General features: G+C 30.0%; 13 protein-coding genes. 3 read left to right on the top strand and 10 right to left on the bottom strand.

Annotated features, from left to right (window positions below; genetic code table 11):
- Window positions 1-25: 25 nt before the first annotated feature.
- The 7 genes from Q0731_RS00520 to Q0731_RS00490 all read right to left on the bottom strand — a co-directional run bounded on the left by Q0731_RS00520 (window position 26) and on the right by Q0731_RS00490 (window position 7,834).
- Window positions 26-1,027: an SGNH/GDSL hydrolase family protein gene (locus tag Q0731_RS00520; protein WP_299058629.1), complete on the bottom strand. Its 1,002-nt coding sequence runs from the start codon at window positions 1,025-1,027 to the stop codon at window positions 26-28.
- Window positions 1,028-1,225: 198 nt separating this feature from the next.
- Window positions 1,226-1,942: a VIT family protein gene (locus tag Q0731_RS00515; RefSeq protein ID WP_299058627.1), complete on the bottom strand. Its 717-nt coding sequence runs from the start codon at window positions 1,940-1,942 to the stop codon at window positions 1,226-1,228.
- Window positions 1,943-2,036: 94 nt separating this feature from the next.
- A complete protein-coding gene (locus tag Q0731_RS00510; RefSeq protein ID WP_299058625.1) occupies window positions 2,037-2,474 on the bottom strand; it encodes a hypothetical protein in 438 nt (145 codons plus the stop codon).
- 1 nt (window position 2,475) lies between these two features.
- Window positions 2,476-4,989: a T9SS type A sorting domain-containing protein gene (locus Q0731_RS00505; protein ID WP_299058623.1), complete on the bottom strand. Its 2,514-nt coding sequence runs from the start codon at window positions 4,987-4,989 to the stop codon at window positions 2,476-2,478.
- A gap of 70 nt (window positions 4,990-5,059) precedes the next feature.
- The gene (gene hflX / locus Q0731_RS00500; RefSeq protein ID WP_299058621.1) at window positions 5,060-6,268 is read right to left on the bottom strand and encodes a GTPase HflX; all 1,209 of its coding nucleotides are present in this window, start codon (window positions 6,266-6,268) and stop codon (window positions 5,060-5,062) included.
- A 94-nt stretch (window positions 6,269-6,362) separates the two neighbouring features.
- Window positions 6,363-7,121 (bottom strand): carbonic anhydrase family protein, encoded by a 759-nt coding sequence (locus tag Q0731_RS00495; protein WP_299058619.1) that lies wholly within the window; start codon window positions 7,119-7,121, stop codon window positions 6,363-6,365.
- Window positions 7,122-7,144: 23 nt separating this feature from the next.
- Window positions 7,145-7,834, bottom strand: coding sequence for a DUF2490 domain-containing protein (locus Q0731_RS00490; protein WP_299058617.1), 690 nt, complete (start codon window positions 7,832-7,834; stop codon window positions 7,145-7,147).
- A 223-nt stretch (window positions 7,835-8,057) separates the two neighbouring features.
- Here Q0731_RS00490 and Q0731_RS00485 point away from each other — a divergent pair, with 223 nt between their 5' ends.
- Window positions 8,058-9,023: an endonuclease/exonuclease/phosphatase family protein gene (locus Q0731_RS00485; protein ID WP_299058615.1), complete on the top strand. Its 966-nt coding sequence runs from the start codon at window positions 8,058-8,060 to the stop codon at window positions 9,021-9,023.
- Here Q0731_RS00485 and Q0731_RS00480 read toward each other — a convergent pair.
- Window positions 9,020-9,259 carry a hypothetical protein gene (locus Q0731_RS00480; protein WP_299058613.1) on the bottom strand — a complete coding sequence of 80 codons (240 nt, stop codon included), beginning with the start codon at window positions 9,257-9,259 and terminating at the stop codon, window positions 9,020-9,022. The two genes, Q0731_RS00485 and Q0731_RS00480, sit on opposite strands and share 4 nt — an antisense overlap.
- A gap of 49 nt (window positions 9,260-9,308) precedes the next feature.
- Here Q0731_RS00480 and glpQ point away from each other — a divergent pair, with 49 nt between their 5' ends.
- Window positions 9,309-10,286 (top strand): glycerophosphodiester phosphodiesterase, encoded by a 978-nt coding sequence (gene glpQ, locus Q0731_RS00475; RefSeq protein WP_299058611.1) that lies wholly within the window; start codon window positions 9,309-9,311, stop codon window positions 10,284-10,286.
- 5 nt (window positions 10,287-10,291) lie between these two features.
- Window positions 10,292-10,825 (top strand): hypothetical protein, encoded by a 534-nt coding sequence (locus Q0731_RS00470; RefSeq protein WP_299058609.1) that lies wholly within the window; start codon window positions 10,292-10,294, stop codon window positions 10,823-10,825.
- A gap of 39 nt (window positions 10,826-10,864) precedes the next feature.
- Here the strand turns inward: Q0731_RS00470 and Q0731_RS00465 are convergent, their stop codons facing one another.
- On the bottom strand, window positions 10,865-12,646 hold the full coding sequence (locus tag Q0731_RS00465; protein WP_299058607.1) for a chloride channel protein: 1,782 nt from the start codon (window positions 12,644-12,646) through the stop codon (window positions 10,865-10,867).
- Between the two features lie 131 nt (window positions 12,647-12,777).
- Window positions 12,778-14,532 (bottom strand): aspartate--tRNA ligase, encoded by a 1,755-nt coding sequence (aspS, locus tag Q0731_RS00460; protein WP_299058605.1) that lies wholly within the window; start codon window positions 14,530-14,532, stop codon window positions 12,778-12,780.
- Window positions 14,533-14,589 lie beyond the last annotated feature (57 nt).

Below are 14,589 nucleotides of genomic sequence, written 5' to 3'. Positions count from 1 at the left end.
ATCACGTGTTATTAAAGTCTCCGTTTTATTGTAAAAAAGTTACAAATGCATTATATATTATGTCTGCAATTTGCAAATATCCAGCTTTAGCTGGATGAACATTATTTGTACCTTGTTTTACTAAAGTTGTTTGGTTTCTAAAGCTCGATGGAACTTTAGCAAATTGCATATTATTTTGAGTATCTAATGAAGGTAAAATATCAGCAAAAACAAATGTAGCTTTATAATTGTTTTTTACCAAAGTTTCTAATTTTCTGTTATAAGCTAAAGAATTAACAACTCCCTTAAAGTATGTTTGGTTGGTGTGTATTCCTTCACTTCCTGCACCTCCAAAAGGAGTAGGTGTTATAACACCAGTTACGATTCCTTTTATGTTTGGATTGTAAGATATTAATTTGTTGAAAAGACTAGAAATAATGGTGTTATTTGAAAAGTCATTTGTGCCTAACAATATTACTACATAGTCAATACCTTTATAACCATTCACTTTACAATAATTTTCAAAATCTATTTGTTTTGTTTTAGGGTTGTAAAAAGGTGATTTGTTACTTAAAAAGTGACTCCAACTTTTGCCACTCCAACCTTCACGTGGCAATCCGTCAAAATTATTAGTTCCTATAAATGTTAGGTTCTCTAGTTCATCAGCAATAGGTAATCCTCCTGTTTCTTTTAAACGTCTTGATAATTCATTAGGATATACGTCTGTTTGGGTAAAACTATCTCCTATTAGTAAAACTGTTTTGTTAGCTAGTGGATTAGATGCTTTTTCTACAACATGTATGATGCTTTTTTGGGTATCTATAATCTCAAGTTTATCGTTTTTTATAGTAAACTGAATTGTCATATCAGCATCTCCAATCTGGGCATCATAAATATAAACCCTATCATAAAAATATCCTTTTGGTTCACCATTTATTATTGTTGCTTCTAAATAATAATTATCAGGATTGATGGCATTTATAATAGAATGTTTAAATATTTCTAATCTATTTCCTTCTACAATGTATAAATTTTCTGGTAAAGACAAAAAAACACCTGTTTTGGGAAAATTTTCTTTATTCTGTGAGAAAATACTTGTTGATAGTAAGCTAAGAAATAAGATTAATAAATAGTGACTATTAATTTTCATTGTGATTTACAAATTGGCTAATTATTATTTTATAATTTTTTATTTCTTTTCCTTTTATGCTCATATAACAAAAGTAGTTATAATTGAAAGCTAATTTTATGTAATATTAATATGAAACCAATATCCAACTAAAGCTGTTAAACCCATGGTAATAGTGCCCCAAAAAGTAACCCTTAAAACAGCTTTCATAATACTTGAGCCTCCTGCTTTAGCAGATAATGCTCCAAGAATCATTAGAAAAATTATGGCAAAACCATAGATAGTGTATTCCATGCTTTTTAAGGGGAGAAAAAGAGTGACTAAAAAAGGGAGTAGTCCTCCAATAGTAAAAGCTGCTCCAGAAGCTAATGCAGCTTGAATAGGATTTGCCTGGCTAATCTCATTGATACCTAATTCATCTCTAACATGCGCTGCTAAAGCATCATTTTCAGTAAATTCTTTTGCAACTATTAAGGCAGTTTCTTTTTTAAGACCTCTCTTTTCGTAAATTTTTGCCAACATTTGTAGCTCAATATCTGGCGTTTCTTCTAATTCTATTTTTTCTCTTTCAATATCCGCATTTTCAATATCTGTTTGTGAACTAACAGAAACATATTCTCCTGCAGCCATAGATAAAGCACCAGCAACTAAACCAGCCAAAGTAGCTAAAATAATAGGTGCTCTTAAATCACTTGCAGCAGCAACTCCAATAGCTAAACTTGCAGTAGACAAAATTCCATCGTTTGCACCTAAAACAGCTGCTCTTAACCAATTACTTCTATGTATATAATGATTATTTAAATAATCATTTAATTCTTCTGGCTTAGTACTCATAGTTATAAAGTTTATTTTAGCGAATCATAATTTTTACAACTTTATTTACGCTATTCAAAAAGAAATAAATACTATAAAATAATGTGTTTAAATTTTATCTTCTCGTTTTTATTTTTTTGATAAAAGACTTTATTTCAACTTTTTTTTCTGATTCATTTAGCGTGTAATAAATAATCGCTTTATCATTAGAAGTGTCTAAATTACTTTTTTCATCCAAAGAAAACTTCCCTTTTCTGAGTGATCCTTCAATAAAATAGGTTCCTTTTTCTGTTATTTTATCAATATAAGCAGCTGTCTTTTCTTTTTTAATTCTTGGTTGTGGGTTAAAAACGCTTCCATCTTCAACAATTAAAATTTTATGTATAACAATGTTCGTATCAGATTTCACATCAACCTTAAATATATAATTAGAATAAGAACCAACACTTTTTAGACCAGGAATTACTTTTTGTTTAGTGGCAGAAACTAATTCGATATCATTTTTACAACTCATCAATACTAAGGTCATTAAAAGGAATGAAAATATTTTCATATTATTTTACAAGTATTTTTTTAGTAATACTTTTTCCATTATTGGTAACCTTTACAAAATACAATCCTCTAGAAAAATCAGATAAATCAACTTTTTCTTCTTGGTTTTCAGAGCTGAAAGTTTTTACGACACTACCAATTACATTGTAAACAGAGATGTTGCTTTTACCTTCTAAATTATTTAGTTTTATACTAAAATTCTTGTTATTTGTTGGGTTAGGATATAAGCTAATTGCATTTTTTGCTAATTGATTATTATCAATACCTAAAGCAGTATTAGTGATAGAAATTTCCCAAACGCCTCTTCCAAAAGTTGCTACTCTTAATTTTTCTGATTCATAATCAATTGCAATATCACTTACAATTACGTTAGGTAAACCTGTACCTAATTGAACCCAATCTGCTTGTATGTTATTTCTGTAATAAACACCTAAATCTGTTGCTAAAAACAATTCATCGTTTGTAGAACCTGTTTTGTAACGAATTTGATGTGTAGGTATATTTGGCAAAGAACCTGTAATGTTTGTGAAATTATCTCCACCATCAATAGATTTATATACTTTACCATTTTGGTAACCAGAATATGCAATGTAAATTTCTGTTGGATTTGTTGGATGCACTTCAATACTTTTTACAAAACCACTTTGTGGCAATGTAATTTCTGACCAAGAAGTACCTCCGTTAGTTGTTTTTTTAACTTCTCCATTTTCTCCAGAAACATAAATTGTATTTGCATTTGAGGGTGCAATAGAAATGTATTCAATTGTACCTACACCAGAGTTTAAATTTGTCCAATTATCTCCTCTATCTGTAGATTTATAAATATCATCTAAACCTGCAAAAATTGTTGTGGGTATTGTTGGATGAATTTCTACCTCCCAAACAAAAGGAGCGCCTTCAGGGATATCTAGTGCAACAGAAGTAGCAAAACCATCTAAGGTTCTTGTCATAAAACCTTCTTGACTGCACATCCAAGCAATGTCTGAGTTTGAATAATCCCATAAACCTTCTACACCATCACTACCTGCATGTTGGCCTTTAAAGTTTGTGCCATCATACACAGCAATATCATTGTCTTGAGCTCCCATTATTAATAGATTTGTATTTTGTGGAGTTCCAGAAATCATATAATATTGTGTAATTGCCAAACCTGAAGATAAATCTGTCCAATTGGTATCTAAAGAGGCGTCTCCTTTGTTTATACCTCCATCATTTACAGAAAAAATACTGTTTGTTCCTGGTACAAAAACCATGTCATGATGATCTGAATGTACATAAAAATAGGGCAAACCTTCTTCCCAATAACCGTCTAAATATCTTTCCCAAGTTGCACCACCGTCTTTAGAACGCCAACCATCTACACCACCTGCTAAAATTAAATTTTTATCAATGGGGGAAATGGCTAGTGCCATGTTAAATGCATTCTGAGAATTGTAATTTGCAATTGTACTAACCTCAGTCCAACTAACCCCTGCGTCTGTAGATTTTCTAATTTTACCAGCTTCATCTAAGGTCATAATTAAATCGGTATCATTTGCAGTTAATGCCAAATCTAATCTACTATTAGAAGGTGTTGAAACTAAAAACCAATTTGTACCATTATCTGTTGATGAATAAAATTTACCAGCCCTAGAAGTTGCATATATTATTGTACTACTTCCAATTTTGTATGCAATATCATTAAAGATAGCATCATTTTCTGTAAAAACATTAGTCCAAGTTGTTCCTCCGTTTGTTGTTTTTTTGATGCTATTTCTGGTTGTTGCAAAAACAATATTACTATTGTTTGGGTCGATTAATAACTTGCTAATAATTCCGTTTTCTGTTAATAGATATTTAAGACCAGTTAATGACCAACTATCTCCAGCATTTGTAGATTTGTATACACCTATAGATCTTGTGTGAATAAAATCTGCATCACCACTTGCTAAATATAAAATATTGGTGTTATTAGGATCAATTATAAGATGAGAAACGCCAATATTTGCTAAATAATCAGTTTTTGGAGACCAGGTGTTTCCTGCATCTGTTGTTTTCCAAACACCACCAGAAGGTGAGCCAACATATAAGGTATTTGTGTCTGTACCATTAAAGGCAATGGTGTTTAACCTTCCCATTCCTGGGTAAAATGATACTGATGAATTGGGTTGTGTTGCAGGACCTATAAAAGACCAATTTGTTGCAGCACTTGTAACTGCAGTTTTAGATTTATAGGTTGTATAGCGTTTTTTTTCTTTTTCAAATTGTTTATAGGCAAAAGATTGGGGTACAAAATTTCCATTTGGTGTAATTCTATCTTTCCAAAAAGCAGCCCATCTCTCAAATTGTTTTAGTGCTTTTTTACTTCTTCTATCTGTTTTATTTTTTAGAGGAGCTAGTTCTGCTCTTTTTTGTTTTACAATTTCAAAATAGTTACTGTTGTTATTCAGTACAGTAGTTCTGTAGTTTTTTTGCTGTGAAAAACTATTGTTAAAAAGTAGGGTAGAGAGTACTAAAAAAATGACTATTTTTTGCATAACTTATATAAATTGTATGAGATGCAATATACAAATATTTCATTTTTTTTTAAATCATTAAATTGTATGATTATTCTTCTTTATACTCATAATACAAAAAGTCATTGTAAGGAAAACGTTGAATATGAATCTTTTTCACTTCTTCGTACGTTTTTTCTTTAAAATCTTCTAAATTTTCTTTGTTTAAAGCAGAAATAAATATAGAAGCTACTTCTTTATCGTTCATCCAAGTTTTTTGCCAATCTTGTAACGTATAATGTTCTTTTCCTTTTTCTGTAACAATATCGTCTTCATCAATGGTTTCATGCTGATATGCATCAATTTTATTAAAAACCATTAAAGTAGGTTTGTCTGCACATTTAATATCTGATAAAATGCTATTTACAGAAGCAATATGATCTTCAAAATTTGGATGTGAAATATCTACAACATGTAGCAATAAATCTGCTTCTCTAACTTCATCTAAAGTAGATTTAAAAGATTCTACTAGTTGTGTAGGTAGTTTTCTGATAAACCCAACAGTATCTGTCATTAAAAAAGGAATGTTTTTAATCACTACTTTTCTAACAGTAGTATCTAGGGTTGCAAACAACTTGTCTTCTGCAAAAACATCACTTTTACTAACCACATTCATTAAGGTAGATTTACCAACGTTGGTATAACCAACCAATGCAACACGTACCATTTTACCACGGTTTTTACGTTGCACAGCCATTTGTTTATCGATGGTTTTTAGCTTCTTTTTTAGAAGAACAATTCTATCATTAATAATACGTCTGTCAGTTTCTATTTCTGTTTCTCCAGGTCCACGCATTCCAATTCCCCCTTTTTGCTTGTCAAGGTGGGTCCAAAGTCTTGTTAAACGAGGTAATAAATATTGACATTGTGCTAGTTCTACTTGAGTTTTAGCAGAACTAGTTTGTGCTCTTTGAGCAAAAATATCTAGAATAAGGTTGGTTCTATCTAAAATTTTACAATCTAAAACTTTTTCTATATTACGTAATTGAGCAGGTGATAATTCATCATCAAAAATAGCAGTACCAATTTTATTAGAAATGATATAAGCTTTTACTTCATCTAATTTACCAGCACCTAAAAAAGTTTTAGGATTTGGTTTTTCCATTTTTTGTACAAAACGCTTTACAGCAACTCCTCCTGCAGTTGTTGTTAAAAACTCTAATTCGTCTAAATATTCAGTAGATTGCGTTTCATCTTGTTGCTGAGATATAATTCCGATTAACACTGCTTTTTCGGATATGGCTTCTTTTTGATCTATCATAAGCTACAAAGGTAAAAAGAAAGTTGACACCAAAAATTATTTTTTGATGCCAACAATCTAAATTAATCAACCAAAATTAACTTAATGAAAACTCTTAAATAAATTCTACTTTACCACTAGACATATTGTAAACCGCTGCAACAATTTTTATTTTACCTTCTTTTTCTAATGCTGCCATTTTAGGTGAAGCAATTCTAATATCTTCTACCGTTTTAATTGCATTTTGATGAATTACATTTGTTGTAAATGTTTCATTTTTAGAAGATATTTCTCCATCTGTTTTAACCAGTGCAACAGAAGGTTTTATTTCATCCAACAAATTCTGTAGTGAATTCATTTCCATAGAAGCAGCATCTGTGTTATCTATAGCATGTTTTACGGCACCACAAGCTGTATGCCCCATAACAATAACTAGTTTAGATCCTGCAACAGCAGTGGCAAATTCCATAGAACCAACAATGTCTCTATTTTCTATATTACCAGCAACTCTTGCTACAAAAATGTCGCCAATACCTAAATCAAAAACATCTTCTACTGGCACTCTACTATCTACACAAGAAAGTACAATTGCTTTTGGATACTGACCAATCATAGCCTCTCTTCTTTGTGATGAATGATCTCTTTGTGTTAGATTGTTATTCACAAAGTTTTCATTTCCTTTTTTAAGTCTTACAATAATCTCATCAGGATTTAAATCTGCTTGTTCTGCGGCAGTTAAAATACTTTTAACTGGGTTTTGTGCAGCAACTTCTACAACAGTTGTTTTTTCAACAGTTGTTTTTTTATCAGTATTACAAGAAATAACTGATAGTGATACTATTATAATCGCAAAATAATTAATTAAATTTTTCATAAGTACTGTATTTAAAATTAATATTAAAAATTGTGATGCATACTGAACTGCAACTGTCCTTTACTCCAATTATTTGTGGTTTGTTTCATCCAGCCCATTTGAAACCTAATTTTTGGGTTTAAAACATATCCCAAACCTACATATGTTCTATTTCTATCAAAAAATTCTACAGTGTTATTATCTCCAATATTTCTTTCTCCATTTATAAAAAGTTCATTGTAAAATGCACCATAAATTGTTTTTGCACTTAAACTTTTACTGTTAAAGGGAACATTTATAAATAAATTATAACGGTATCTTGTTCTAAAATGTTGATTTTCTACAAAACGTTGTTCATATCGAAAACGATGTGTTATTAAAAAACGATTGCCTAATTTTTGCGGAATTAAAGCTTCTTGATAAATTCTGTTTTCGTTTGATGTATCTTCTGAATCGCCAAAAACACCAGTAGTAATATTTGCACCACCTAATGTAAATATAACTCCAGAATCTTTTGGCGTGTAGGTTACACCAGATCTTAATAAAAGTTGTTCTGTATCTCCTAAAATTTGCCAATCTCTATATTGAAAATCTCCTTGAATTCCCCATTGAGAATCTTTAAATTGATGGTTGTAGAAATACATATACCAAGCACCCGTTTGATTTTCATCTATTTGAGCATGTATTTGTATGCTAGCAAAAAACATTAAAAATATAAAGATTAGTTTTTTCATAGTAAAAGTGTATTTAACAAATATAAAAGTATTACTATTAAAAAAGTAAGTAAAACTATTTATTAACTTTTTTTTAACGCTTATCATAATTAGAAACATTTCTAAAAATATATTAAGTTATTGATTATGAGTTTTTTAATTGTTTTTTGTTTTAATAATGATTGGTTCCTAAATTGGTTAAAACAATTCTTAATTTTAGTACTTTTACAATTAAAATTTAAGGATGTTGTGGTTTAATAAAAAAGAAAATACAATTACTGTTGCCTTTTACAACGTAGAAAATCTATTTGATACAAAAGATGATCCAAATACATTTGACGATGATTTTACAACAGATGGAAAAAGAAAATGGGGTTATAAACGTTACAAAGACAAAATAACCAAGTTAGGTTCTGTAATTTCTCAATTAGGGCTAAAGCAATCTAAATATTTGCCAGCAATTGTTGGTCTAGTAGAGGTAGAAAATGCTAAAGTTGTAAAGGATTTGATTAATTCTAAAAATTTAAAAAATCATCACTATGGTTTTGTGCATTATGATTCGCCAGATGATAGAGGTATAGATGTTGCTCTCTTATACAACAAGCAACTCTTTGAAATTTTTGGGTCAGAACATTTCCCTTTGTATTTAGAAGATGATGAAGGAGAAAGAGATTATACTAGAGATATTTTAGTGGTTTATGGAAATTTAAACGGAGAATTGGTACATATTCTAGTAAATCATTGGCCTTCTAGAAGAGAAGGAATACCAGAGTCTGAACCTAAAAGAATAGCAGCTGCAAAGTTGGCAAGTACTATTATTGATACAATTCAGGCAAAAAACTACGATGCAAAAATTATAATTATGGGCGATTTTAATGATGATCCAACCTGTAAAAGTGTAAAGGAATATTTGGTTAAAGAAGATCTTTACAACCCAATGGAAAAATTATTAGATAGAGATGCTTTAGGTAGCTTAAAGTATAATGGTAAATGGAATCTGTTTGATCAAATTATAATAACAAAGAATTTTTTAGAGACTAAAAAAGAGAAACATCATTTTAAATATGCAGAAGTTTTTAATAAAAAATGGCTAAAAGTATTTAAAGGCAAATTAAAAGGCAGTCCTTTTAGAACTTACATTGGTCCTTGGTATAAAGGTGGTTTTTCAGACCATTTTCCTGTGTATTTGTATCTAAAAAAAGAAGCTTAATTTTTTCCTTGTTGATTAAAAGCTTTTCTTAATTTTTCATCATTTAAAATATACTTCTTGTATTTTCCATCTTTGTATCTGTAATAAATAAATATGGGCATGTATAAAAAAGTTAAATAAAATAGACCAAAACCCATCACAATTTTTGCTTTAACATGTTCTATATTTAATAAGTAAATGGCAACAATCATCCAAACTAAAAAGATAGTAAACATTATTTTTAACGCTAATTTCATTTTGTAAAATTACAAAAAGTCTGTCTTTAATTTTTAAATAAAATATGAAATGAAGTCAATTTCACTATTTTTGGTTGTATTTTCTTTAATTTCTTGTAAACCCAAAGTGAAATCAGAAAAAATGAACACTAAAATAGTAATTGCTCACAGAGGTGCTTCTGGCTATTTACCAGAACATACAATGGAAGCCAAAGCAATGGCTTATGCCATGAATGTAAATTTTATTGAGCAAGATTTGGTGTTGAGTAAAGATGATGTGCCTATTGTTATACATGATATTTATTTGGATGATGTAACAGATGTCGCAACAAAATTTGCAAATAGAAAAAGAAACGACAATAGATATTATGTGATTGATTTTACTTATGACGAGTTGCAAACACTAAAAGTTACAGAACGTTTTAACCCAAAAACTGGCGAGCAATTTTACCCAAACCGTTTTCCAAAAGGAAAAGGGAATTTTAAATTGCATTCTTTTGCCGAAGAAATTGAATTGATTCAAGGTTTAAATAAAAGTACAGGTAAAAATATAGGAATTTATCCAGAGATTAAAGAACCTAAATTTCATCAAAAAGAAGGAAAAAACCTAACTGAAATTGTTTTAAAAACTTTGTATGATTATGGTTATAAAACCAAAAAAGACAATTGTATTTTACAATGTTTTGATACCAAAGAATTAGAACGAATTAGAAAAGATTTAAAATCAGAATTATTTTTGGTGCAATTGATAGAATTTGAAGAGGAAGCTAAAAACTTACAACATTTTGCCACTTATGCAGATGGAATAGGACCTTGGTACAAGCAAATTTTAGATAAGAAAGTTGATGGAGAATGGAAGTTTACAACTTTAGTTTCTGATGCACATCAATTTAATTTAAAAGTACATCCTTACACTTTAAGAGCCGATCAATTAGATGACTTTACTATCTTTGAAGAAATGATGGAAACATTTTTAATAGCTGCAAATGTTGATGGTGTTTTTACTGATTTTCCTGATCTCGTTGTAAATTTCTTAAAAGAAAAATAATATAAATGAATACTGAAACATATACATTAAAACATTTTAATAATACTTTAGATGTTTTTTTATCCGAAGAAAAATTATATACTTCTAAATGGTTTATGGATTTTGGAAAGTTTGGTTCTGAAGTTTTTAACTCTAAAGACGAAATTGTATACCATATTACTAAGAAATTTAAATTTTGGAAATGGAAGATGGTATTTACCATTAAAAATGAAAATGGTATTTTAAAAGAACTTACATCTCAAAATAATAAAAAAACAATCTATTCTATAATTATAGAAAACCAAACTTATACTATTAAAATTCATTATAAGAAGAGGTTTTCTATTTTTAAAAATGGAGATAAAATTGCTGAAATAGACGCTTCTTTTACACATAAAAATTTTCAAAAAACGATAAAACTTCAACTTTTAGATAGAAAAGATTTAGAAATTAGTTTTTTATTATTTTCTTGCCTTAAAATAGGAGAAGTAGAAGAACGCTCTAAAGCAATCATAACTAGTCAAAAACAGTTAGAAATTAATATAGAACCATGGGATTAATTTTAAATAGTTGAATAACCATTTTATAAAATATATTGTTTATGATGTTACTTCAACCAACTTATTTCTGTAAGCTGTTAATAATTTAGATTTAGAGATAAAGCCAATATAACCCCCCTCTTTTACAACAGGTAAATTCCATGCTTCGCTTACTTTAAATTTTTCCATCACTACTTGTGCTGAATCATGTTCATGAATAATTTCTGGAGCCGTTTTCATAAAAGATTCTATGGTTACTTTGTTGTAAAGCTCAGAATCAAACATAACAGAGCGAATATCATCTAACAATATAATGCCTAAAAATTGATTTTTTTTATCGACAACAGGAAAAATATTTCTTGATGATTTGGCAACTGCTTTTTTTAGCATTTCGCCTAATTTCATTTCTGGAGTTACCGTTTTAAAATTCCTTTCAATAAGGTCTTCAATTTGCATCATCATCAACACATTTTTATCTTTATTATGTGTGATGAGTTCGCCTCTTTGTGCTAATTTATATGTATAAATTGAGTTTGATATAAAATATTTAGTAAAAGAGAACGAAATGGCTGCAACGAACATTAAGGGAACAAATAAATCATATCCTCCAGTAATTTCTGCAATTAAAAAAATGGCTGTTAATGGGGCGTGTAAAACACCTGCCATTAAGCCAGTCATACCAATTAAAGTAAAATTTGCTTCAGAAACCTGAAAGCCTAAACCCATATTATTAATAATTTTGGAAAAAGCGTTTCCTAAAGCAGCCCCCATTACTAAAGTAGGAATAAAAATACCTCCAACTCCTCCAGCAGCAAAAGTTGTACTCATGGCAATTGCTTTAAAAAAGGTAATCAATAACAGCAGTAAAATTACAACCCAAATATTATCTTGGTCAAAAGAAAAAGGAGTATTGCCAATAGCTGTAATATGATTTCCTTTTAATAAATTGTTGATTAAGCCATAACCTTCTCCGTATAAAGATGGCATTGCATATAAAATAAATCCAATAATGATACTACCAATAATTAAGCGGACAAAACGTTGTTTAAACTGATAAAAAAACTTTCTGATGGCAAAATAGATGAATGAAAAATAGACAGAAATAATTCCAGTAAAGATTCCGAAAATTGCGTAAAAACCTATTTCGCTAATTTGAAATTTTTCATTCAGTTCAAAACCTAATATAACATCAGAACCTAAAAAAAGATAAGACGTTACAATGGCTGCAACAGAGGCTAATAATAAAGGGACTAATGATACAAAAGCAATGTCTAAACTAAATACTTCTAAAGCAAAAATAATACCTGCAATTGGGGCTTTAAACATAGAAGACATAGCACCTGCAGTTGCACAACCAATTAATAGCATTCTGGTTTTTGTAGTCATGTGAAACAACTGAGAAGTGTAAGATGCCAAAGCTGTACCTGCACTTACTGCTGGTCCTTGTAAACCTACAGAACCACCAAAACCAACCGTTAAAGGAGCGGTTATTAATGCTGCAAAAATATTGTATTTTGGTATGATTCCTTTTCTTTTAGAAATGGCATAAAGTGTGGTAGAAATACCATGACCAATATGTTTTTTTAACCAAGTTATTTTAATAATTGCAACAATTAGTAAACCAATAATTGGATATATAAAAAACCAAGAACTTTTAGATTCTTTTAAAAAATCTACGGATAATAAAAGTTGAATGTAATGCGTAATATTTTTTAATGTTACTGTACCAAGTCCTGCTAAAAAACCAACAAGAATACTTAAAATATATACAAATTGACGTTCAGAAATATGCTTATATCTCCAAATGATTATTTTTCTGAATATGTTTTTTGCTTTTGGCATACTTTGTAAAAAAGAGTTTTTTAAACTCGTTTTAAAAATATTAAATGTAATAAAAAATCTTGTTCTAATATTTAGAACAAGATTTTAATTGTTTTATAAGAAACTGATTCAATTTAGTTTTACAGTGTAATTTACTCTTCAATAGCCAACTTCAAACTCAATTCTTTCAATTGTTCATCATCAATAAATGCAGGAGCATCAATCATAACATCACGTCCAGAATTATTTTTTGGGAAGGCAATAAAATCACGAATTGTTTCTTGTCCGCCTAAAATTGCTACCAATCTATCCAGACCAAAAGCCAAACCTCCATGAGGTGGAGCACCATACTCAAAAGCATCCATTAAAAAACCAAATTGAGCTTTGGCATCTTCTTCAGAAAAACCTAAATGCTTTAACATGGTTGCTTGTATTTGTTTGTCATGAATTCTAATAGAACCACCACCAATTTCGTTTCCGTTCAACACCAAATCATACGCATTTGCTTTAACAGCTCCAGGGTTGGTGTCTAGCAATTCCATTTGCCCAGGTTTTGGTGAAGTAAAAGGATGATGCATTGCATGATAATGACCTGTTTCTTCATCTAACTCTAATAGTGGAAAATCAATTACCCAAAGAGGTGCAAATACTTTAGGATCTCTCAAACCTAAACGCTCTGCTAATTCCATTCTTAAAGCAGATAATTGAGCTCTAACTTTATTGGTTTCACCAGATAAAACACAGACTAAATCCCCAGTTTTTGCACCCGTAATTTCTGCCCATTTTGCCAAATCTTCTTGGTCGTAGAATTTGTCTACAGAAGATTTAAACGTTCCATCTTCGTTTACACGAGCATAAATCATCCCTAAAGCACCAACCTGAGGACGTTTTACCCACTTAATAATGTTGTCTATTTCTTTTCTTGTAAATTTATTTCCTTCAGGAACAGCAAACCCAACCACCAATTCAGCCGAATTAAAAACGCCAAAATCTTTGTGTTGTGTTACTGCATTTAACTCGCCAAATTCCATTCCAAATCTTATATCTGGCTTGTCATTTCCATACAAACGCATTGCATCATCATACAACATTCTTGGAAATTTATCTACAGTTACATTATTTACTTCTTTTAATAAATGACGCGTTAATCCTTCAAAAATATTTAAAATATCTTCTTGTTCCACAAACGCCATTTCACAGTCAATTTGTGTAAATTCTGGCTGTCTGTCTGCACGTAAATCTTCGTCTCTAAAACATTTTACAATCTGAAAATATTTGTCCATTCCTCCAACCATTAAAAGCTGTTTAAAAGTTTGTGGACTTTGAGGTAAGGCATAAAACTGACCTTCATTCATACGAGAAGGCACTACAAAATCTCTTGCTCCTTCAGGAGTAGATTTTATTAAATAAGGTGTTTCTACTTCTATAAATTCTTGATCAGACAAGTATTTACGTACTTCCATTGCCACTTTATGACGGAAAATTAAACTGTCTTTAACAGGATTTCTTCTAATATCAAGATATCTGTATTTCATTCTAATATCTTCTCCACCATCAGTTTCATCTTCAATAGTAAAAGGTGGTGTTACAGAGGCGTTTAAAATTTCTAATTTAGAAACCAATACTTCAACATTTCCAGTTGCCATTTTAGCATTTTTAGCTTCACGCTCAATTACAGTACCTGTAACTTGTATTACAAACTCTCTACCCAAAGATTTTGCTTTGTCCATCATTTCTTTTGGCGTGCGTTCTTCATCAAAAATTAACTGTGTAATTCCATATCTGTCACGTAAATCTACCCAAATTAAAAACCCTTTATCTCTGCTTTTTTGTACCCAACCAGCTAAGGTTACTTCTGTATTTATATGCGAATCTCTTAACTCGCCACAAGAATGACTTCTATACATTTATATCTGAAATTTAGGTTGCAAAATTAAACAAATTCTATTTAATATGGGGTTTTT

Source organism: uncultured Polaribacter sp., from assembly GCF_947497695.1.
GTDB lineage: Bacteria > Bacteroidota > Bacteroidia > Flavobacteriales > Flavobacteriaceae > Polaribacter.
Note: the sequence above shows the minus strand (reverse complement) of the source record. Positions and strands in the feature narration are given on the sequence as shown.